Raw genomic sequence first — 19,827 nt, forward strand, 5'->3', positions numbered from 1 at the left:
CAACTTTCATTTAACACTCTATAAAAATATAGCGAGTTCTTTAGAATCAAAATCGGTCCAAAATTAGATTATTTAATTAGGGCCTAATTAAAATATGATTTTAAAGGATGTAACTTAATGAAAAAAATAATACCTCTATTGCTGTTGTCACACACAAGTTTTGTAAGTGCTAATACAACTGCAATTTATCCAGATCAACTTAAAAATGAAAGCTTAGGTGCTGGAGTTTGCTCAGCTGATAATAGACTAATTACAAAGGCTGAAGCGCAAACCTACAGAAACGAACTTACTAACAAAATGGGTAAGTGGCAAATAACGGGATTAGCTAATGGCTGGGTTATTATGGGCTCTGGCTACGCAGGTGAAATAAAACAAGGGTCTGCTGTAAATTCTTGGTGCTACCCTAACGATCCTATTAATGAGATCCCTAAATTAAGCTCCGTAAAAGTAGCGCCTGGCAGTCAAAGCCAAATTGAATGGGACTTAGTAAACCAAAAAGAGGATTTTATAAAACCCCTTTCATATCTTGCTCACACAATGGGTTTTGCGTGGGTTGGTGGAAATCGCTCAAGCTATGTGGGTGATGACATGGAGGTATCTAAAGCGGGCTCTGGATGGAAAATACAAGGTTATAATGGGGGCAGCTGTGATGGTTATCGATGTGATGAAAAGTCAGCTATTACCGTATCTAACTTTGAATATGTGATGGATAACGAATCATATAAAATAACAGGTGATATTGTTGCTGCCGACAAAGAACTAATTAAAACGCTAACAGTCCCTGCAGTAAATGACACGTCAGCAGCTCAGATGTCAGTCGTTACCATTGAATACGATGCAGCTACTAATTGGTCTAAAACAAATGACTACAGTATTTCTGAGTCTGTTACATTATCCAATACATGGAAATCCCCTTCAGTTACTGGCGGATCAGACACTTCGTTATCGGTTACTATAGCAGCAGAGCAAGCATGGGGAACAAGTAACGGCGGCTCAGAAGCTGAACGTGTTGTTGTACAGGCAAGAACCAATGTACCAGCATTTACAAAGCTTAATGCAAAGGTCGATTTGTTTAAATCATCAATATCGTATCCTTATTCATTCGATGCTGATATTACTTACGATCTATCAATAAATGGCTTTATGCGTTGGGGAGGCAATGCTTTATTAAGCCATCCTGAAAACAGACCTAATGACACTGCTAATTTTGTAATAGGCCGTTGGGCAGGTAAAGAAAAGAGCATTGAGTATCAATGGGAACACCGCTATATACCAGGTGAGAATAAAAAATGGGATTGGCCTTGGATGATACAACAAACAAGCTTATCAACAATGCAATACTATTTAAGTCATGTTTTAAGACCTAAAAAAACAACCCTAACAGGCCACTTTTATGCACAAAGCCAATTTGCTGGTAGCGTTTATTTTGGTGATGAAACCCCACTTGTCACTAACCAAAGAAGTAAGCGAAGTGTTTCAGCTAGTGATTACTCAAGTGCAGAAAAGTTAAAAAAAGAGTTTGAAGATGCTGGTTTTAAAAATGTAGTTGTTAATATTGAAATGATTGATTTATAAATCCCCGTGGGCTCTCATAACGAGAGCCCTATTTTATAAATTTACACAAAAATATAATTATCACACGCCTATTTTACTTTCACTTTATTATAAAACACGTACAGCTCAACCCAACCTCGCCTTTAGTTTATTTAAACGTTATGCTTTGATGTTAATAGAAGTATTGATCTCCTTTGTCTATTAAACATATTTCAGCAAAAGTGATTATAAAAATAATAAGAGAACAGCAATGACACAAAATACAAACAACAGCGTAGTAATACTCAGTGCGGTTCGTACCGCAATTGGTGGCTTTGGTGGCAGCCTTAAAGATTTTAGCCCCGCTGAGCTTGGCACACTGTGCGCAAAAGAAGCCCTAACTCGGTCTAAGCTTACCCCTGACCAAGTTGGTTCATGTGTGGTAGGCAAAGTTATTCATAACGGCCCTAAAGATGCTTACCTATCAAGGGTCATTGGACTAGATGCTGGGTTACCTATAAGCAGCCACGCTGTAACGCTTAATCGCTTATGTGGTTCAGGACTTGAAGCAATCATACAAGCGGCACAACAAATTCAATTAGGTGATGTAGATGCAGCCCTTGCTGGAGGAGCAGAAAGCATGAGTAGCTCTGCCTATACCCTCGAAAGTAATCGCTGGGGGCAAAAAATGGGTAATAGCACTATGGTCGATGAGCTCACCACGACCTTACAAGACCCATGGGATAATAACCCTATGGGAATAACTGCTGAAAACATCGCAGAAAAATATTCAATTAGCCGTCAGCAGCAAGATGAGTACGCAGCAAACAGCCATAATAAAGCTGCAAAAGCCATTGCTGCAGGTCATTTTAAAGAGCAGATTGTGCCTGTAGAAATCAAGTCGCGAAAAGGGACGCACATTTTTGACACCGACGAACATGTTCGCGCCGATACCACAGCCGATAAACTTGCATCTTTAAAGCCCTACTTTAAAAAAGATGGCACCGTTACCGCAGCAAGCTCATCAGGTATAAACGATGGTGCAGCCATGTTGGTACTTATGTCAGAGCAAAAAGCAAATGACCAAGGCTTAAAACCGCTCGCTCGTTTAGTGGGTTATGCCAGAGCAGGCGTTGATCCTACTTTAATGGGTATCGGCCCTATTCCTGCAGTACAACAGGTATTTGAAAAAACCGGCTTAACCATCGACGATATGGATGTGATTGAGTCTAACGAGGCCTTTGCAGTACAAGCACTGTGCGTTGCTAACGAGTTAAACTTTCCTGCGCATAAGGTAAACCCGAATGGCGGCGCAATTGCGTTAGGGCACCCTGTTGGCGCAACGGGCGCCATACTAACCACCAAATGCTTGTACGAACTAAAACGAATTAATGGCAAATATGGGCTAGTCACAATGTGTATTGGTGGTGGGCAAGGCATTGCGGCTATTTTTGAGGTGCTTTAGTTTTTGACCTCATTAGGTTTAAACATAAGGGCTTAATTCACTAGGAGAACTAACAGACGCTTTGCTTTTAGAGGAAAAAAATGTGAAAGGCTATTTTACACATTTCCTTTCTTGCATTTTTCTTTGTTTCGATACCTCCTCTTTAGCGTATTCATAAAATAAAAGGGCAGTTTAAAACCGCCCCTTTTATTTTTAATTTACTTTCGTTTCTCGGCTATAGCGACCATCAATAGCTATAGTGCGCAATAAAACATCTCCAGCTACTGAAACCTTTTTAGTGTATTCTTGCCAGCTATCTCCATTATCTTCACTGTATTGAATTACCATTTCAGGTAAGTCAACGTTAGCTTCGAGCTTACCATTAACTATTTGACCACCGGGTACTGGTAAGTAATATTCCACGTCATCTTGTGTAAGTCGACCAAACTCTTTGTGTACCAACACACTGGCAAACTGCGCCCAAGATTTTGCTTGTTGCTCACTATCATTGTTACTTTCCCAGGCTGCCTTATGCCAAGCTCTTTGCGCCAGAGCAATCAACCTTGGGTATACCATTTCATTTAGTTGGCTAGGTGTTCTAATTGTTTCGCTCCACACTTGCCCTTGCATTCCAAGAATGTTCTCTGGCTTTTTAAGCGCCATTAATTCTCGGCCAACTTTCGCCTCAAGATTCACAATAGGCGCACCATTGAGCATAAAGTCGGCATTTGCATAAAGGTTATCTGGCTTAAAGCCAAATACTTTTTTAGTATTAGTATAACGAGAAGCCCAGTAATAACCGCGTTCTTGAGGGTGTGCTTCATATGGGTGATCAAAGTATAAATGCGTTGCTGAAGATAAAATCACTTTATAATCTTCATTTGCCAACCTATAAGCTCTATCGGCCACTCCAAATTCCCAAATGTTATCCCATGCGTTTACCATAACCTCATTGTCACCATACAACTTGCGATTAAATGGCGTGATCGCATCAGACATCATGCCATCTTCCCATGCCCCCATGCTGATCCCTTTTTTATTTAGAATTTCAGCAACTCGAGCTGTAAAGTAAGGTTTAAGGTCGTTAACCCCGGCAACACCATTATCTACTTGGTTAAATAGCACTTTGCAAGCATCTGACTCAGTCCAAGAACCACGCCCGACTTCGTCGCCGCCTATATGGAGCTTAGTTATTTTAAGCCCAGCTTCACGATACATTTGTTCAAATTCGTAAACGATCTTATCAACAAAACGATAGGTTGAATCAAGGCACACATTAACAGAGTTATCTGTATAATTTTGTACTGTTAAATATTCAGACGTATCACCCTGCTCAGAGAGTAAAAACGCGTTTGCTTGCTTCGGCTTACCCTCTGCCATAAGTTTATTGTATCTGCCTTCCATTGATTTAATTGCTGCTCGGGCATGGCCAGGCATATCAACTTCAGGAATAATCTCAATATGGCGAGCTGCAGCGTATTTTAGAATTTCAACAAAATCATCTTTACTATAAAAACCATTGCCCACTCCTTCACTACTTGGGCCAGTACCCAACTGAGTGAGCAAACAATTTTGTTCACTTAAATCAAAGCAGCGTTTTCCACCTATCTCAGTGAGTTCTGGTAAATCAGGAATTTCGACACGCCACCCCTCATCATCGGTCAAATGCAGGTGTAACTTATTCAGTTTATACCTTCCCATTTGCTCTATCAGTTGCAACGTAACCTTTTTAGAATGAAAATTACGCGCCATATCATAATGCATACCTCGCCAAGTAAAGCGCGGGCTATCTTTCACTTGTAGCAGCGGTAAATTTACTTTACCGCTTTTCTGTGTTTTTGAATTAGCAGGAATAAGTGCAAGTAAACTCTCAATGCCATAATAGGCACCCGCATTATCAGAGCCAATAATCACTATGTTGTCGTTACTAATAGCTAATTGGTAGCTCTCAGCTTTGCCATTTTCAATACTCGGGTCTACTTTAATTTCAATAAGCGATTTACCGGGCTGGCTAATATGATTCGCTTTAGCATCTAGCTTTATACTCGTGTTTGCCTGAAATTCATCTGCTAAATATTTACCTTCACTAGATAAACGGCCAGCGTAACTAATTGCCCATTGCTCATCAATAACAACTTTGCCACCAAGTTCTTTAACATCAATTGGCGTAGGAATAATTTTAGTTTGAGCTTGTTCTACTGATAATGCATGCACTTTCATCGCTTTATCTTGGCGGTTTCTATCAAAACGTCGCTTTGCATTCGCAATGGGGAACAAGTCTGTTGGGTTACTGTATCGCAGCAATTGTTTGTCTTTAACAAACGGTTTTACATAATCTTTAGCATTACCTGTTGCGGTATTTGCGAACGTAGCCGCTTTTAACTCACCATTTTCATCCGGGCTTACAATAAATGCATTGGGCATAAAGTCGCTATCGCTAACTATCCAAACCTTGCCATTAACAAGTAACTCTAACGACTCATTAACTGCCAGCCCTCTAAACTCCTTTGTTGGGGTTATTCTATGTAAATCACCCATTACATGCTCAACCAACAACCCTTTTGTAATTGTTTTATCAAGTAGTCGGATATAGTGAATATAAATTTGCCAATCACTCTTTCCAGCCGGCAGAGCCACAGTTGAGTTATTAGTGATAGCAATACCGGCTTGGTGCTTGCCCTCGCCCTGATCAAAATTATCTTTTGTTTCAAAGACTAGTTTGGCGTTATCAGCAAAGTTAGCTAAGTTAGTTTGCAACAATTGTGCATTCGCACTCATTGACAAGGTTGATAATAGCAATAACGCAGTTAACCTCTTAATTGTTAACTTCATAAATTCTCCAAAAATTAAATTGCTATGCTTTAAGTCCATGTTATGACGTCAAAGCTATTAAGCTCTAAGAGCTTGCGTTGTTATTGTTTTTTAATTAGCTGTTGTTTTTATGTACAAAATGACACTACCCACTTATGACAACGCTGTCAAATCTATTAGATGGTTACTCTTATATGACTCAAATTGCTTATCTCTGTTAAAAAGAGCTTTTAAAAAACGATGAGGAATGTGAATAGAAAAAGGAAAACAATAAAAAGCTTGCCTCAAACGTTGGCAAGCCATTCGTCTACAAAACGTGTTTTGAAATTAATTTTCTTACGCCTAATAAAACACCACCAAATGAGATTAAAAATAATATTGGTAAAAACAGTAATGTTTGGGTGTTGCCTATATCTGTAGCTGGGCTGCCAATAACTGCAAGCGTATTAATTAACAGCAGTATTAAGCTTGATTGCAGATAGCCCTTGTAACCTATAGCCCCTGCAAACAACAGCATAATAAATGAACCTGATATTGCAGGCGTAAAAGGTGCCGCAGCGAGTAACATACAAACAAACGAAAATATAACAGCACATCCAATTATTACTTTAAACATAACAACCTCCTTGATAAATGGCTTTAAATCCACCAGCTATTTATAACTGTATTACTAAAAATCGTATTCCCCCTAAGGGCCCAAAACTAATTTTTAGTTTATTAAGAACCTCAATATAAAAACTACCTATTCCCAAACTGCCGTTCACAGGGCTCTCCGTCTTTATCACCGTCCATTTTAGTATTTGGGCAATGTTGAATAAAAAATAATGCCTCTGCATACGAGGTCATTTGGCTACAATGTTGGCGGCCATCACAGCGAAATGCTTGCTGTGTTTTAGTAAGTGAGTTTGAACTAGCGGGCATAAATGACTCTAAATTAGCGTTAGTCACTACAGGTGTTTGCTTGGTATTTAAAAAACCGGTTTTATACACGCTAAAGCCAATACTAACAATAATACCAAACGTTATGAGTTTCATTAAAGGTGAGTTCTTACCTGACGTTTTGCTTAATCTAACCGGCCTTGTTAAAGCTTTTATATGTGGCTGTGCAAGTACGCCCTCAATACGGCAATTCACAGCTTTAGTTTTACCGTTAGGCTCAGTCGCAACCTCAAAATAGATAATGTCACCCACTTTAGGTTTACGGCTCATATGTTTGAGCGATGATATATGTATAAAGGTATCGTGTTGGAGTGTGGTTGATTTAATAAAGCCAAAGCCTTTATCGTCATTCCACGATTTTAATAATCCTTTATTCATCCTTGAATCATCCATTTAATAGCTGTTAATTTTACAGCCTGTGCTTTATCATGATAAAGAAAAATACTCTTTGTGTATGTTTCTTATTTCAAAAAACGATACCACTGTATATAAAAACAGTAACCACTATTAACCTTACTCTTTATTCAACTATAAGTTACTTGTAAGTGCAAATACGCGTAATGCCGAGCCAGTGCCACCACGTATTTTAAGCGGCGGCACAATGGCAATAAACTCATAGACTTTTTCTTTTGCTAGCTCCTCAAGGAACAAGTTTTCTATTATGTAAATACCGTTATCTGCTAATAACATCATATGTACCGGAAAAACCTGAAATGAGGGTTCTGTAGCAATAGGTGGGCGTTTTTCAAAAGTAAGGGTGTCATTACCCACAACACTTGCACCAGCCTTTATTAAAAACTGTGCACCACTTACACCAACGCCTGCGGCATGTTCTGCAATATATTGCTGTGGGCTATTAGCAAAATATTGCCCCCACCCCGTTCTAATAAACACAGTGTCGCCTTTTTTAATTTTTACACCTTGCGATTTTGCTGTTCTTTTTAAATGTGACGCCGTTATGTCAAAATCTGCAGCCAATGGGGTATCGTCACCGTTAATAAAGCGAGCCACATCAAGTAATACCGTTCGGTTACTCAATAATTTTACAGGATAATGATCAATTCCTAAGTCACTCCCTACACCACTGCGTCCTATTCCTCTGCGATCATTGGTCGCTTGCGCCGCATCTACTCCACCATACAGTAAACCATCTCGACCAATATGACCTAACGCATCAATAGTTGGACCTCCATGGTGACCACTCCATTGCATTATTTCTGAGGTGAATGAGAGCTGATTGTTATCACCAAATGTACCACGTGTATCAGCATGGGTTGCATTAAGTGCCATTGAGTATTTTGGGTTAACGGACGCTATTGGGGAATTTTCATCCCAATTATGAGACAGGTCATAGGTTTTGGCATGACTGACAAGAGTAATAAACTCTTCAGTTTGCTTAGATTTACTTAATTCTTTGCTATTGGTCGCTAAGCTCGAACAACTAATTAAAAAAAACATAAACGACATCAACATTGCCAGTTTCATCGTATCTCCTTATCTGTATATGTTTAACACGCTATCCAAAAAAATAGCGACTAAAATAAGCCGCTACATGCATTCTCACAATAAATACTGATCTATATTGTTCTTCTATTATAAGCGATGATTACTAATGACCTGTTTCATAGCTCATACGAGACGTATTTGTCGTTTCATAGGTCCCATCTTTATACAAAATTAAAGCAGATGCACTATAGCTTCTGTAAGCTCTTACAGTCATATTACACGAAGTTCCACCTGTGCAAGATGCATCGCCTTGCCAAATTACCTTGTTAATCGGTTTTGAAATATTCTGTAAATAGTACTTTCCTGTAGTCTGGTTACCAAAACTAAAATCTACGGTAAAGCAGTTTGCTCTTCCATTCATTGAGTTTCCACCCGAGCCATTTGGATATACATCGCAAACAAGATCAGTTGCAAAAGCAGAGTTAGCTGTAAGCGCAGCACCACAAATAAATAGTGTTTTTAGTACATTTTTCATTTTCAATCCTTAAATTTGATTATTATTAGCTCAATCGAGCATTTAAAAATTAGCATATGAAATTAAAAAGTAAACAAAAAAGGTACAAAATTTTACAAAGAATTAACCATTAGACGTTTTATAAATATTCATTAAATCTCAAACTTCACTGTTGCACCTCAAGGCTGAGGTTTAATACGACGGCGACTAAAGCCGTCGTATAGTTAAGCGTTAAAATTGTTTCATGTTGTATATCAATTTGAATATACAACATGACCTTCTTTAATACTTTGCACTATTTTTATATCCTTAATGGTCAGTGGTTCCACTTTTAAAGGGTTGTTACTTAAAATGACGAAATCCGCGAGCTTTCCCTCAGCTAGCGTACCTTTACTCGTTTCTTCAAAGTATTGAATAGCAGCCCATTGTGTTAAAGTTTTTAACCCTTCATAAGGCGTTAAACGTTGATCCGGCCCCAATACTTTACCCGAACGTGTAATACGATTAACCGTTGCATCGAGCACTCGCATTGAATTTGGAAATGTCACAGGGGCATCATGGTGAGAAGTAACCGTTAAACCAGCTTCAACTACATCTCGTGATGGCGAAATATAATCTGCCCTTGGGTGCCCCAAAACAGACTCTACATGCCAATCGCCCCAGTAAAAAGTGTGCATAGGAAACAACGATGGGAAGATCCCTAAATCTACTAAATCCGGGATTTGATCTTTACGTAAAGTCTGGCCGTGAATCATCACGCTACGGTGATCATCATACCCATAACTTTTTTTAGCCACTTTAATAGCTTTAATATATTGATCAATCGCGGCATCACCATTGGTGTGAGCAATAATCTGCCATTTGTTTTTAAACGCAGTGTTTATATGTTTAATGGCCACCTCATCACTCATGATAGGATAACCTTTATAGTCCAGCGGTTTACCCTCAGGCGGCGTATGATAATGTGATGATAACCAAGCCGTTTTTCCTTGTGGTGAACCATCTAAAGTTAATTTAACACCCCCTATTCGGTATCGATTAACATAACTGCGATCTGATTTATAAAATTTGGCTTTAACAGCTGACTTATTCCAAACAATGTCAGGGTATGAAACAACATCAATGAATAGCGATTTTTCACGAGCTGCTCTTTCTAATGCCGAAGTCGCATCCGCTGTGGTGCGGCCATCTTGAGCTGTTAAATATCCATTTTTAGCATACTCCACCTGAGCAAGCTCAATGGACCTCTGTTGTACTTCAGCATCAGATTTAGTGGCAACAATAGGCAGTAATAGATTAAAAAAAGCCGCTTCTTCAAGCACGCCATTAGGACTATTATCGGCCAAACGTCTAATTACACCGCCTTTGGGGTCTTTGGTATCCTTTGTGTAGCCACCCACTTCTAGAGCTTTAGAATTGACACTTGCTAGATGACCCGATTGATGCATTATAAGCACTGGGTATTTAGACGAAATTTTATCTAGAACATCTTTAGTTGGATGTTGTTTTTCGCTAAGCTGCGAATCGTCATATCCATTAGCTAACACCCAACCAAATTTTCCGATAATGAATTTCCCTTCAGCAGACTCCATCCACTTTTTGGTTGTTGTCACTAAACTATTAAAATTTGCACCGGGGCCATCGGGAGGAGGTAATAAATTTGCCAATTGCGCAATTAAACCCGTATTGTACATATGGCTATGGGCATCCAAAAAACCGGGTAAAAGTGTTTTCCCTTGAAGGTCTTTGTTTTGTAGATTGTCAAACTTTTCTCTGGCCTTCGCTAAGCTGCCAAGGTAAACAATCCGCCCTTCTGACTCAACTAAAGCTTCCTCATAATGCGGCTTTTCTCCTTCCATAGTGAGAATATCTCCGCCGTAATAAAGAACCGGATCAGCTGCTAGCGCGCTTGTTCCAAAACAAAATAATACTGATGGTAATAAAAAACGTAATCGCTTTGTCATGTTATCTTCCCTGTAAATATAGCTGTATTAAATTTAGCACATGATGTTTTAAACAAAAACATAAAGTGACACCCATAATTAATATATTAAAGCATCTCGTTTTAAATTAGTTAGTCCATTTCAAAATACACAGTTAGGTAACGTGATGAGCGGATTCTCAGCTTTATCACAAGCATCAGGAGGTTCAGCTATGAAAATACCTCAGTGTGAATCTCCTATTCTCACTATGAAGTCAGATAAATCAGTTAGCGGATGGAGTGAAAGAACAACGTTCTTCATATGTGTTGTTCAATATCAAACAGGTTATCAAGTTGATGTATACACCACATTCGAACAACAGTCTGGTGGGATCTCTGTCAATCAACTTAGTCAAAGCTTAGTTCGCTCAGTAGTTGGTGATACTAGCCAAAATATACCAAAAACTATGGCTCGATTAAAAGACTCACTCGCAGAACTAAATACTGAAACAAAAATAATCGACAGCTATATTCCAAGCAAATGGAAAGGTTTATTTGCAGACGATAGAAAGTCTTTAGAAGCTGAAACAGAGTAAATAATTTCACTAAATTAAAGTTCTTTCAAATAATGGAGTGATTAAGTACTCCATTATTTTTTTAAACTAATAACTACTCTAGCAAAATAATGAAGGATTTATCTGTGTGGCATAAGTTTTTCTTTGGTGAGTAAAATCGACTTCCATCATGATGATTTCTTTTTTATAGGAAACACCTTAAACCAAAACGCCATTTCAAAAACAAAGCCCGCAATAATAAAAAAAATAAACCAGTGTGCTACCATACGAATAACAAGCAATAGCGGCAATAATTAATGCAGCTAAAATCAACCATTTTATAAATACATTCATCTCTGTGTGGTTGATTTAATAAAGCCAAAGCCTTTATCGTCATTCCACGATTTTAATAATCCTTTGTTCATCCTTGAATCGTCCATTTAATAGCTGTTAATTTTACACCCGTTTTAAAAGAGGCTCAAAACCAAGCAAACCTAGCGAGCCCACCAACAACCGTAGTTTCCTTATTAACCCCTCATTTTGCAAAAAAGCGTATTTTTGCTTCTTTTAATGTGCTTAAAAATACAGAAAAAGCACAAACACCACCACCAATAAATGCAATTTGAAAGCTAAACAGCGACGAAAAACTAAATTGCTGAGAATACATGTACTGCCCTAATAACTGTGCAAAGGTAGCCACACCTAAAATAATTAACAATGGGCACACAACTAGCGTAAACCAAAACCAAAAACGTCTAATACCTTTCATAAAAACTTCCTTTTACTTTAAATTTAACTTAGAAATTAATTATATAGTGAGCCACCAGCATTTTATTTTAAAAACAGCTTATAAGATTGCCGCATGAATTTGATGTCTAAAGTCAAGATTTGCCCCTTTGGTTCTACAGACCTCTTTGGTTCTACATTTGTCCTTGTTAGGCATGATTTTTATCAGGTTGGATGTTTATTCCTTTGATTAACAACCAAAGGCCAAACGTTATTTCAAAAAAAGCTCCCGGCATCATGAAGTAACTCAATACTTGAGGTGGATTAAGTAGAACAATATTTGAAAAACCATACACCACCATCGAAATATAAGTGAATAGTCCCCAAAGAACCAACCACTTAGGTACGTAATTGGAAACGTAGAACAAATACATGAAAATCGTGGCACCAATACCCATGATAATTAAAAGAACATCCCACATCGAGCCACTTATTTTCACAAATATGCTAGCTAATGTATGCAGCTGCTCATCTTGAAATACAGTTGAAAATTCTGGATTCTTTAAAACTGCTATCACTGCCAATGTAATGATTGTTGCGACAAAGCCGAGAAGCCCTTCTCCAAACCTGAAAAGTAGTGCCACGAGAGCAAAATTTTTGTTTATCGTTTTAGTAACTAAGTACTGTGCCCATGAAGCCCAAATAACCGCTATAAACATAATAATATCTATAGTTTGAGCAAGTCTGAACTTAATCTCAACCTCATCAAAGGCCCCAAAGTTGTATATACCTTGCTTAAATAGTAGTGAATTAAACATCCCTAAAATTATATAAATCAAGTACGCAGCACCTAAATGCTTAACATACAACTTAAATGATGAACCATTATTCCCCATTGATAATTATCCTGTGATTGCTGAGTGTTTAAATGCCTAACGCCGAGATAAAGGGCCGGAGCTGCACAGCAGTGGAGGTCCAGCCCTCAGGCCCTTTTGTGGGCGGTCTTTGATTACCTGGTTATATTTTTTAATTTTGAATGTTAGCATCCAAAATTTTCTTACATGCGACAAGCTGATTAAACAACTCTTCTGTAGAATACTCATATGCTCTTTGAGCTAGTGTGCTTTCAATTTGATTATAAACACTAAGGTTCTTGTTAAACTTGCTCTCTTCTTCCTTTGTCACAACCTTACGTACAATCATTTTTGAATACGTGTGAACACCAAAAGCTAATGGAATAACACGATGCTCTATAAACTGCCTAACAAGGTCATCATCGAATTCATTCGTATCAATTTCAGAAATCACCTTATCAAGATTGGCTTGCAATTCTTCTAGTGTTTATAGCCGCATAATGCCTACTTATTGATTTACATATAACGACGCCGCACTAAGAGTGCAAAAAATTGTTGGCTAAAATGTTGAACGGAGTGAAAATACCCAACTGTTTTTTGTGATCTTCACCCGATAAAGTGGACACCGTCCACGTTTCAATTAACTGCCAATTCAAACTCGGCAGGTAACTTTTACCCAACGCCCAAATCTAATTATCTGTTGTGGGGTATACTCCATTATCCAAGAGCGATCTGCTGCAACTACAAGCATATGTTTTTGATTAAAGTAATCGTCTGGTTTCTTAAGCAGAGCATCCCAAGTTGTTTGCTGAAGTTCAGACCAAGCAGTATCGGTTAAAATGACTTCGATGGAATCCGAAATCTCTTTGCTATTTAACCAAGACTCCAATTTTTGGATATGAGTTAGATCTTCAAATGAAGCCATTACCCACTCGCTGGTTTCATCAACGCCAGAATCCCAAACAACTTCGTGCAAATGAGGTTCTACGAGTTTTCTAACATCTCTGCTTCGTAATGCTTGATTAAGAAGGTTGACCATCCATAGTTACCTAACGCCGCATTCAGCGGCTCGTCCGCTGCAATGCCTTGTTAAGCGTTGCCTCGTAATACCGTGACTGCATATTCAATATCACTAAATTCAGGCTTGGCTACTCCAAGCATATATCTTTCAAAGAACTCAGATTTCGCAATAAATTTAGCTAACATCTCTTTATTATGAACCCAAACATGCAATAGCTTGTCATTGGATTGGTTAAATTCTAAAAATAAATTAGTTTTAGTATTAGCAGCCAAATCCCAAAGCCAAGTTCTTTTTGGCTTCCAACTGACCTTGTACTTTCCTTCGCGGTCTGGCTTGCCATCTAAGAGAAACCTTTTCCTCCAAAATTCTTGAATATCTACAACCCAAATTACTCGCTTTCCTGTTTCACGTTGATAAAATTCTACTCGCTCACGAGATTCTCTAATATCAATAATACTTCGTTGTATTTCGATTACAGTATCGTTTGAGCCTAGAATATCGGCCCTATGTTCATTATTATTGCCAAATATAACTTCACAATATTGATCTTGGACTGGTGTTTTCCAAGTTAAGTGCCACTCAGATTCAGGTTCATATCCGTTAGTAAAGGTTGGAGCCCCTCCTACATAAGCCCAATACTGTCTTAGGAGTCCAACATGAGCTTTGACAGGATGCTGCGTCCAAGGGCAAGTTCCAATTGCTCCGCTAGCCGCTTGTTCTGCTCTTTTGCGTTCCCCATTATGAATTGCTAGAAGCATAATTTTCCTTAGACGCTTAACGCCTCAATAAGAGGCTAAAAATTGATGGCTAAAATAAGCGAGGCACGAGCAATAGCCTGCTGTTTTTAGTCCTGCTTAATTGACTTGTTATGTTTCTTTTCTTCTTTATCTAAATTATCAATACGCTCAGGATTACTCTCGCTCCACGTATCTGCAAAGCCTTTACTTAAGCTTCCGATTGCTTTATCAATAAACTTAGCAATCTTGATATTAACTTTAGTTTCACTATTTTCACCGTCTGTCTTGTTTTCATAATCCCAGAACTTTGCACTAATCTGTGTAGTTACAGCTTCACCTTCCATTGTTTTAACATTGATTTCTAAAGGAACTGAGCCTAATAATACAATTAAAGGAACTGCTGCGGCTTTAGATTTATACCAAGGAGGATCAATTAATAATTCATTATCTTCTAGATAAGATAATGCAAGGTCATATTCTTCGTTTGCGAGCTCATAGCTAATAGATGCTTTTGAACGCTTCGAATCTTTTTCGGAAATAATGTGATTTTCATCGATAATTGGAAAACCTATTTCTTCAAGGTTTTCAATTAGCTTTTTGACTGGCTGATCATATCTTATGTAACCACCTCTTGTTTTAAGGTGTTTTACCAAATTTTGGCTGTACTTTGATATTACGTCTAATGCTTTTTGTTCAATAGATTCGTCTTCTAATTTTGCAACACCATTTGCTAAAACGATCATTAAAGTTAATGTCGAGTTAGAGGCTAAGACAACAGGTGAATCTTTTTTTTCTTCGTTCGTGCTATTTGCAAGCCATAAAACGGCTAATTCTGCAGGACTTAATTTCTTCATTTGATCATCCATGTACGACTAAACTCCGATAGAAACATAACGCCTCAATTAGGGGCGCCGCTTTGCGGCGTCCCAGCAGCCGAAGGCTGCGAACTAGATTGATTTGTTATGTTGTTTTCTCTGCATTTTTCCCACTGTCTTTCGATTTTATTCTTTTCAATCGAACACTTATCACTGCCATTTTTTAGTGCCAATGCATTTTGCTCCTTGAGCCAACTTATGCGAGATTCGTAATCCTTCTTAACATAATCTAGTTGGTATGTATGAAAAACCCAGCCTCCGCTAGCTAAAGTAAAAACCACAATGCCTAATACAACACCAGGGTTCTTTCCGAACCATCTATCCCAGCGATTTAATAAAGAATTCTCAAGAACCATAAGTCGCTCATCGACCGAACCTTTGGTTTCATCCTGCCTGATATTTTCAATCATCTGAGCCTCCTTTCGGAGACACGATTCTTTTTACATCCTCTGATACTGCAGCATTACTCCATTCGTTATGAGCATCTTCTCCTTTGATAATGAGAATTCGATTACCGTCCATATAAAGGTTCGTTCCGCGGAACGTAACACCCTGAATATTCCCGCCAATCAGGCGTTGGTCGACTTTCTCCAGCGTATCGTTAATTCGAGGGACAGAATCAACGATTGTTATTTCATTTTTTTTGCTCTCTTCGATCAATATCTCGATTATTGCGCCTTCATCATTTGCAGGATAGACAGTCGCACTTAAATTCATCCCTTTCTTGATATACCTTGATAGGGATGAAAGGAGAGAGCCTGTATATTTCTTTAGCTTTTTTTGATTATTCATCTGACTCTATTCTTGGATAAAACATAACAACTTTGTCTACGACAACTGTCGTTTTATAAACCGACAAATGTCCATATATTACATTGCATTTATCTTAACCCTCAAATAAACACCTGTAAACAACTAGTTAACTACAGCTCATACTTCATAAATGCAGAGATACCCCAAAATGGTGGAGATCAGTAATATTGGACAAAACACCATTACTGTATAAATAAACAGCATCTCTAAATATGCCATTTTTCGCTTATAAAACATTCAGCTCACTGGCAGGTAATTTAGCAAGGTGGTTTTAATTTTTGCTGCTGTTTATTATCATGAGCGTATACCCTGCCTTTTTAAATCCATTAAGGTTTTTTCAGTCATTTTATTAAGGATTATCTCATGTCTAGCTATAACGAATCTCCAGAGCAAATTGCACAGGCCACTGAGGGCTTTGTGATGCAGCAAACCATGTTGCGTATTAAAGATCCAAAACCGTCGCTGGCATTTTATGAAAACGTATTGGGCATGAAACTATTAGGAAAGTACGACTTTCCTGGTATGGAGTTTACTTTGTACTTTTTAGGCTACGAGCAAGATATGCCTAAAGGCGATGATAAAGAAAAAACTCAATGGGTGTTTCGCCGCCCTGCTCTGATTGAACTTACCCATAACTGGGGTACTGAAAACGACGACAGCTTTAGCGGTTATCACAGTGGTAATGAAGAACCAAAAGGCTTTGGCCATATTGGTATTAGCGTACCGGATGTATACGCTGCCTGCGAACGCTTTGCTAAATACGATGTGGAGTTTGTAAAACAGCCAGATGGCGGCTCAATGAAAGGCCTTGCCTTTATTAAAGACCCTGACGGTTACTGGATTGAAATACTCTCGCCAGAGGGCATTACAGACATTATTCAATCGCAATAAAAACTATTAAACATAAAAAAGCCTGCAAATGCAGGCTTTTTGTTTACAAGTACTGTGAAAACTTGAATTTTTTAACGTCGTAGTGCGTCTATACGTGCATCAAGCGGTGGGTGAGATGAAAACAACTCAGCCATGCCTTTACCACTGGCAATACCAAAGGCCATCATTGAGCCTTCTAATTGCGATGGGTGGTTTTGCTTTAATCGCTCAAGGGCTGAACGCATTTTGTCTGCGCCTACCAACTGAGCTGCGCCGTTATCGGCTGCAAATTCACGCTTGCGGCTGTAATGGGCAACCACCACACTTGCTAGTACACCAAATAATACTTGGAATAACATATCGAATAAGAAGTAAGTCCAACTGCTGCCGCCCTCTTCTTCATCGCTATTTATAAAATTATCTACTATGCCCGCCAGCACTTTTGCGGCAAAAATAACAAAGGTATTAACCACGCCTTGAATAAGCGTTAGCGTTACCATGTCGCCATTAGCCACGTGCGATACTTCGTGCGCAAGCACCGCTTCGGCTTGATCTTGGGTCATGTTGTGTAATAAACCCGTACTTACCGCCACCAGCGAGTTATTTTTACTCGGGCCGGTTGCAAACGCGTTCATTTCTGGGCTGTCGTAAATAGCCACTTCCGGCATATTAATACCGGCTTTTTTAGCTTGCGTAGCAACGGTATTCATTAACCACTGCTCGGTTTCGTTACTTGGTTTAGTAATAACCTGTGCACCGGTTGATTTTTTCGCCATCCATTTCGACATATATAAAGAAATAAACGACCCACCAAAACCAAATACAGCAGCTATTAATAAAATACCACCCAGGCTACGATGGCTTAAGCCCAGCGCACTCATTATGATTGAAAGCACAACACCTAATACCAACATAACCGCGAGGTTAGTTAATAAAAACAAAAATACACGTTTCATACATGGTCTCCAAAAATAACATTTATTGCTGAGCGACTTCTTTTTGTTGATCGGCCATAGCAATCACTGCGTTATGACACACTATGTCATAACATCAACGCTATTCTGTGACAAACTATGTCATAACGCAAGGGATATTTTTAAAGTTTTATATATATTTAATTAAGTTAAACTTTCTAGGTTTTTTTCTGTTCAACAGTAAAAATACACTTCTAAAAACAATATAATTCAATAAGTTATTTTGTTTTTATACTATACGCTTTTATATATACCGTGATTAACATTTGCCATATCTGTGGGGAAGCCTCGCTCTTTTGCAAGTACTTGTGCAATTTTACTTATATCTTCATTGCGACTGTTCTTAAGGTAGGCCCATTGGTGATGCTTACGGTGGTTATTACTGTCGTGTTCTGTGCAAATTAAACCAAGCTTTACAAATTCAGCTACTATTTCGTCAGCAGCGATCAAAGTTGATGACGCTTTTACATTTTCGGCTCGTGCGTAGCTAATATGCGAATATAAACTTACGTCGGCAACGCGCAAGGTGTCGTCTTCGCCTGGGATCTGTTGGCCGCCAAACAAGGCATTGTTTTGCGTATTAGCGTTTTTAAATTCTGGTACAAACTCAGCTACATAATCAATCGCTTTTTGACCACGTGCTTTTAGCACCTGCTGATCCCAACCATTATTTATATAATTTAAGTACTTAGCAGGCAGTTGTGGCTGTGCCGTTTGCTCGGCTGTATCTGCTAGGCCATCGTTAAACAAGGTAATTGAGTTAGTCATACCATGAATTTGATAAAAGCCATTAGGGTACGGCGTTAATTGTGCCATGCCCTCGGGTGTGCCTCGGTTACCATAAATAATAATTTCGGGTATTTTCCCGCCAGCGCCTTGCCAGTGTGCAATGTATGAGGCTTTAAATTCGACCATACGCTTGGGCTTTACGCCTACCATGTCATCAACAATACCGGTTTGAAAGCCACAGGCGTTTATAAGGTAATCTACTTCTGCTGTTTGGGTCTTGTTGCTTTGGTTGTTTTGATATTCAATTTTCCATTTTGGCATTTGATTTTTAGCACTACTTTGCTCAACTTTGCTGACTTGCTTTACCTCTGTGCTGGTAAGCACGTTAGCGTGTTCGTACTGGGCAAGCGCAAGTTGCGCACTTGCTGATAATCTAAATATATTCCAACCGTATTCTTGAACAACAATAAGTGGGTATTTTACTTTGTTTAAGTTTAAATGCTTAGCAACGGGGATCATCCACTCATCTAGCGTTTTAGGCTCAGTAACCTGCTCTTTTTTACTCAAGGTTATCATTTGCTCATGGCTATAAAGCTGATAGTAATTATCAGGCTCGCCAAGAACTTTATTATTATGATCTTGTTCAATTAAGTCTTTATATGCGTTAGTAAGCTTGTCTAACCTTGGCAGTAAATCATCCGGTGAATCATCATCACGCGTTGGCACAGCAAATACAGTTGGGCGTACATCTATGCTGTAAGGATATAGTCGTAAAATATCGATACACTGTTTTAGTAAATCTATACAGTCTTGATCTGGAATTTCACGGTATAAATTACCACCGGCGTGCAGATGGCACATAGGAGGGCCGTCAATAAGTGACGTTTTTTTCTCAAATATAGTCGTTTTTATGCCCAATGCCGCAAGGCGAATCGCAATTGTTGCCCCTGCAGTTCCCCCACCTAAAATACCTACACGGGTTTTAGGTAGAGCTCTTTTTGGTAGAGCTGATTCGGCCTTCAACTGCGTATTATAAGCGTAGTTCTTAATAAATGGGTGGGTCATT

At 38.7% G+C, this 19,827-nt stretch carries 20 protein-coding genes; 4 read left to right on the forward strand and 16 right to left on the reverse strand.

What is annotated here, in order from left to right; all coding sequences use genetic code 11:
* Positions 1-117 precede the first annotated feature (117 nt).
* Together ACNSN2_RS07175 and ACNSN2_RS07180 are read left to right on the forward strand one after the other, a co-directional pair.
* Complete coding sequence (locus tag ACNSN2_RS07175) at positions 118-1,575, forward strand: aerolysin family beta-barrel pore-forming toxin (protein WP_418608922.1); 1,458 nt, start codon at positions 118-120, stop codon at positions 1,573-1,575.
* 229 nt (positions 1,576-1,804) lie between these two features.
* Positions 1,805-2,998 (forward strand): acetyl-CoA C-acyltransferase family protein, encoded by a 1,194-nt coding sequence (locus ACNSN2_RS07180; protein ID WP_418608924.1) that lies wholly within the window; start codon positions 1,805-1,807, stop codon positions 2,996-2,998.
* 192 nt (positions 2,999-3,190) lie between these two features.
* On the opposite strand, the gene ACNSN2_RS07185 is transcribed toward ACNSN2_RS07180, so the two are convergent.
* From ACNSN2_RS07185 to ACNSN2_RS07210, 6 genes are all read right to left on the reverse strand, one after another.
* Complete coding sequence (locus tag ACNSN2_RS07185) at positions 3,191-5,809, reverse strand: family 20 glycosylhydrolase (RefSeq protein WP_418608926.1); 2,619 nt, start codon at positions 5,807-5,809, stop codon at positions 3,191-3,193.
* Between the two features lie 286 nt (positions 5,810-6,095).
* The gene (locus ACNSN2_RS07190) at positions 6,096-6,404 is read right to left on the reverse strand and encodes a DUF6419 family natural product biosynthesis protein (RefSeq protein ID WP_054200956.1); all 309 of its coding nucleotides are present in this window, start codon (positions 6,402-6,404) and stop codon (positions 6,096-6,098) included.
* A gap of 122 nt (positions 6,405-6,526) precedes the next feature.
* Positions 6,527-7,105 (reverse strand): cold shock domain-containing protein, encoded by a 579-nt coding sequence (locus tag ACNSN2_RS07195; RefSeq protein ID WP_138594965.1) that lies wholly within the window; start codon positions 7,103-7,105, stop codon positions 6,527-6,529.
* A 150-nt stretch (positions 7,106-7,255) separates the two neighbouring features.
* On the reverse strand, positions 7,256-8,212 hold the full coding sequence (locus ACNSN2_RS07200; RefSeq protein ID WP_418608929.1) for a cyclase family protein: 957 nt from the start codon (positions 8,210-8,212) through the stop codon (positions 7,256-7,258).
* Positions 8,213-8,336: 124 nt separating this feature from the next.
* Entirely contained in the window at positions 8,337-8,708 is a 372-nt protein-coding gene (locus ACNSN2_RS07205) for a hypothetical protein (protein ID WP_054200959.1), read from the reverse strand.
* A gap of 233 nt (positions 8,709-8,941) precedes the next feature.
* Positions 8,942-10,651, reverse strand: coding sequence for an amidohydrolase (locus ACNSN2_RS07210; protein ID WP_418608931.1), 1,710 nt, complete (start codon positions 10,649-10,651; stop codon positions 8,942-8,944).
* A 190-nt stretch (positions 10,652-10,841) separates the two neighbouring features.
* Here ACNSN2_RS07210 and ACNSN2_RS07215 point away from each other — a divergent pair, with 190 nt between their 5' ends.
* The gene (locus tag ACNSN2_RS07215) at positions 10,842-11,204 is read left to right on the forward strand and encodes a hypothetical protein (RefSeq protein ID WP_131724684.1); all 363 of its coding nucleotides are present in this window, start codon (positions 10,842-10,844) and stop codon (positions 11,202-11,204) included.
* 493 nt (positions 11,205-11,697) lie between these two features.
* Here ACNSN2_RS07215 and ACNSN2_RS07220 read toward each other — a convergent pair whose 3' ends face one another.
* The 8 genes from ACNSN2_RS07220 to ACNSN2_RS07255 all read right to left on the reverse strand — a co-directional run bounded on the left by ACNSN2_RS07220 (position 11,698) and on the right by ACNSN2_RS07255 (position 16,167).
* Positions 11,698-11,931, reverse strand: coding sequence for a hypothetical protein (locus ACNSN2_RS07220; protein ID WP_418608933.1), 234 nt, complete (start codon positions 11,929-11,931; stop codon positions 11,698-11,700).
* A 166-nt stretch (positions 11,932-12,097) separates the two neighbouring features.
* Positions 12,098-12,784 (reverse strand): DUF4386 domain-containing protein, encoded by a 687-nt coding sequence (locus ACNSN2_RS07225; RefSeq protein WP_109874627.1) that lies wholly within the window; start codon positions 12,782-12,784, stop codon positions 12,098-12,100.
* Positions 12,785-12,914: 130 nt separating this feature from the next.
* Positions 12,915-13,217, reverse strand: coding sequence for a hypothetical protein (locus tag ACNSN2_RS07230; protein ID WP_418608935.1), 303 nt, complete (start codon positions 13,215-13,217; stop codon positions 12,915-12,917).
* Positions 13,218-13,394: 177 nt separating this feature from the next.
* Complete coding sequence (locus ACNSN2_RS07235; protein WP_109874625.1) at positions 13,395-13,781, reverse strand: hypothetical protein; 387 nt, start codon at positions 13,779-13,781, stop codon at positions 13,395-13,397.
* A 50-nt stretch (positions 13,782-13,831) separates the two neighbouring features.
* On the reverse strand, positions 13,832-14,521 hold the full coding sequence (locus ACNSN2_RS07240) for a hypothetical protein (RefSeq protein ID WP_418608937.1): 690 nt from the start codon (positions 14,519-14,521) through the stop codon (positions 13,832-13,834).
* An 86-nt stretch (positions 14,522-14,607) separates the two neighbouring features.
* A complete protein-coding gene (locus tag ACNSN2_RS07245) occupies positions 14,608-15,354 on the reverse strand; it encodes a hypothetical protein (RefSeq protein WP_418608939.1) in 747 nt (248 codons plus the stop codon).
* 44 nt (positions 15,355-15,398) lie between these two features.
* Positions 15,399-15,785 carry a hypothetical protein gene (locus ACNSN2_RS07250; protein WP_418608941.1) on the reverse strand — a complete coding sequence of 129 codons (387 nt, stop codon included), beginning with the start codon at positions 15,783-15,785 and terminating at the stop codon, positions 15,399-15,401.
* On the reverse strand, positions 15,778-16,167 hold the full coding sequence (locus tag ACNSN2_RS07255) for a hypothetical protein (RefSeq protein ID WP_418608943.1): 390 nt from the start codon (positions 16,165-16,167) through the stop codon (positions 15,778-15,780). Before ACNSN2_RS07255 ends, ACNSN2_RS07250 begins: the two co-directional genes overlap by 8 nt.
* A gap of 384 nt (positions 16,168-16,551) precedes the next feature.
* Between ACNSN2_RS07255 and gloA the strand changes: the two genes are divergently transcribed.
* A complete protein-coding gene (gloA, locus tag ACNSN2_RS07260) occupies positions 16,552-17,079 on the forward strand; it encodes a lactoylglutathione lyase (protein ID WP_128583810.1) in 528 nt (175 codons plus the stop codon).
* 71 nt (positions 17,080-17,150) lie between these two features.
* On the opposite strand, the gene htpX is transcribed toward gloA, so the two are convergent.
* On the reverse strand, positions 17,151-18,014 hold the full coding sequence (htpX, locus tag ACNSN2_RS07265) for a protease HtpX (protein ID WP_138606147.1): 864 nt from the start codon (positions 18,012-18,014) through the stop codon (positions 17,151-17,153).
* 252 nt (positions 18,015-18,266) lie between these two features.
* Positions 18,267-19,826 carry an FAD-dependent oxidoreductase gene (locus tag ACNSN2_RS07270; RefSeq protein WP_418608945.1) on the reverse strand — a complete coding sequence of 520 codons (1,560 nt, stop codon included), beginning with the start codon at positions 19,824-19,826 and terminating at the stop codon, positions 18,267-18,269.
* Between the last annotated feature and the right edge of the window lies 1 nt (position 19,827).

Source organism: Pseudoalteromonas sp. US3C1013 (genome assembly GCF_048401115.1).
GTDB lineage: Bacteria > Pseudomonadota > Gammaproteobacteria > Enterobacterales > Alteromonadaceae > Pseudoalteromonas > Pseudoalteromonas undina.

Bases quoted from the DNA above. Each gene is read 5' to 3' on its own strand.
- ACNSN2_RS07185 (WP_418608926.1), bottom strand. From the start codon at position 5,809: ATGAAGTTAACAATTAAGAGGTTAACTGCGTTATTGCTATTATCAACC.
- ACNSN2_RS07210 (WP_418608931.1), bottom strand. From the start codon at position 10,651: ATGACAAAGCGATTACGTTTTTTATTACCATCAGTATTATTTTGTTTT.
- ACNSN2_RS07180 (WP_418608924.1), top strand. From the start codon at position 1,805: ATGACACAAAATACAAACAACAGCGTAGTAATACTCAGTGCGGTTCGT.
- ACNSN2_RS07220 (WP_418608933.1), bottom strand. From the start codon at position 11,931: ATGAAAGGTATTAGACGTTTTTGGTTTTGGTTTACGCTAGTTGTGTGC.
- ACNSN2_RS07190 (WP_054200956.1), bottom strand. From the start codon at position 6,404: ATGTTTAAAGTAATAATTGGATGTGCTGTTATATTTTCGTTTGTTTGT.
- ACNSN2_RS07195 (WP_138594965.1), bottom strand. From the start codon at position 7,105: ATGAATAAAGGATTATTAAAATCGTGGAATGACGATAAAGGCTTTGGC.
- ACNSN2_RS07215 (WP_131724684.1), top strand. From the start codon at position 10,842: ATGAAAATACCTCAGTGTGAATCTCCTATTCTCACTATGAAGTCAGAT.
- ACNSN2_RS07235 (WP_109874625.1), bottom strand. From the start codon at position 13,781: ATGGTCAACCTTCTTAATCAAGCATTACGAAGCAGAGATGTTAGAAAA.
- ACNSN2_RS07200 (WP_418608929.1), bottom strand. From the start codon at position 8,212: ATGAAACTGGCAATGTTGATGTCGTTTATGTTTTTTTTAATTAGTTGT.
- ACNSN2_RS07225 (WP_109874627.1), bottom strand. From the start codon at position 12,784: ATGGGGAATAATGGTTCATCATTTAAGTTGTATGTTAAGCATTTAGGT.
- ACNSN2_RS07250 (WP_418608941.1), bottom strand. From the start codon at position 15,785: ATGATTGAAAATATCAGGCAGGATGAAACCAAAGGTTCGGTCGATGAG.
- ACNSN2_RS07240 (WP_418608937.1), bottom strand. From the start codon at position 14,521: ATGCTTCTAGCAATTCATAATGGGGAACGCAAAAGAGCAGAACAAGCG.
- gloA (WP_128583810.1), top strand. From the start codon at position 16,552: ATGTCTAGCTATAACGAATCTCCAGAGCAAATTGCACAGGCCACTGAG.
- ACNSN2_RS07175 (WP_418608922.1), top strand. From the start codon at position 118: ATGAAAAAAATAATACCTCTATTGCTGTTGTCACACACAAGTTTTGTA.
- ACNSN2_RS07270 (WP_418608945.1), bottom strand. From the start codon at position 19,826: ATGACCCACCCATTTATTAAGAACTACGCTTATAATACGCAGTTGAAG.
- htpX (WP_138606147.1), bottom strand. From the start codon at position 18,014: ATGAAACGTGTATTTTTGTTTTTATTAACTAACCTCGCGGTTATGTTG.
- ACNSN2_RS07205 (WP_054200959.1), bottom strand. From the start codon at position 8,708: ATGAAAAATGTACTAAAAACACTATTTATTTGTGGTGCTGCGCTTACA.
- ACNSN2_RS07255 (WP_418608943.1), bottom strand. From the start codon at position 16,167: ATGAATAATCAAAAAAAGCTAAAGAAATATACAGGCTCTCTCCTTTCA.
- ACNSN2_RS07245 (WP_418608939.1), bottom strand. From the start codon at position 15,354: ATGAAGAAATTAAGTCCTGCAGAATTAGCCGTTTTATGGCTTGCAAAT.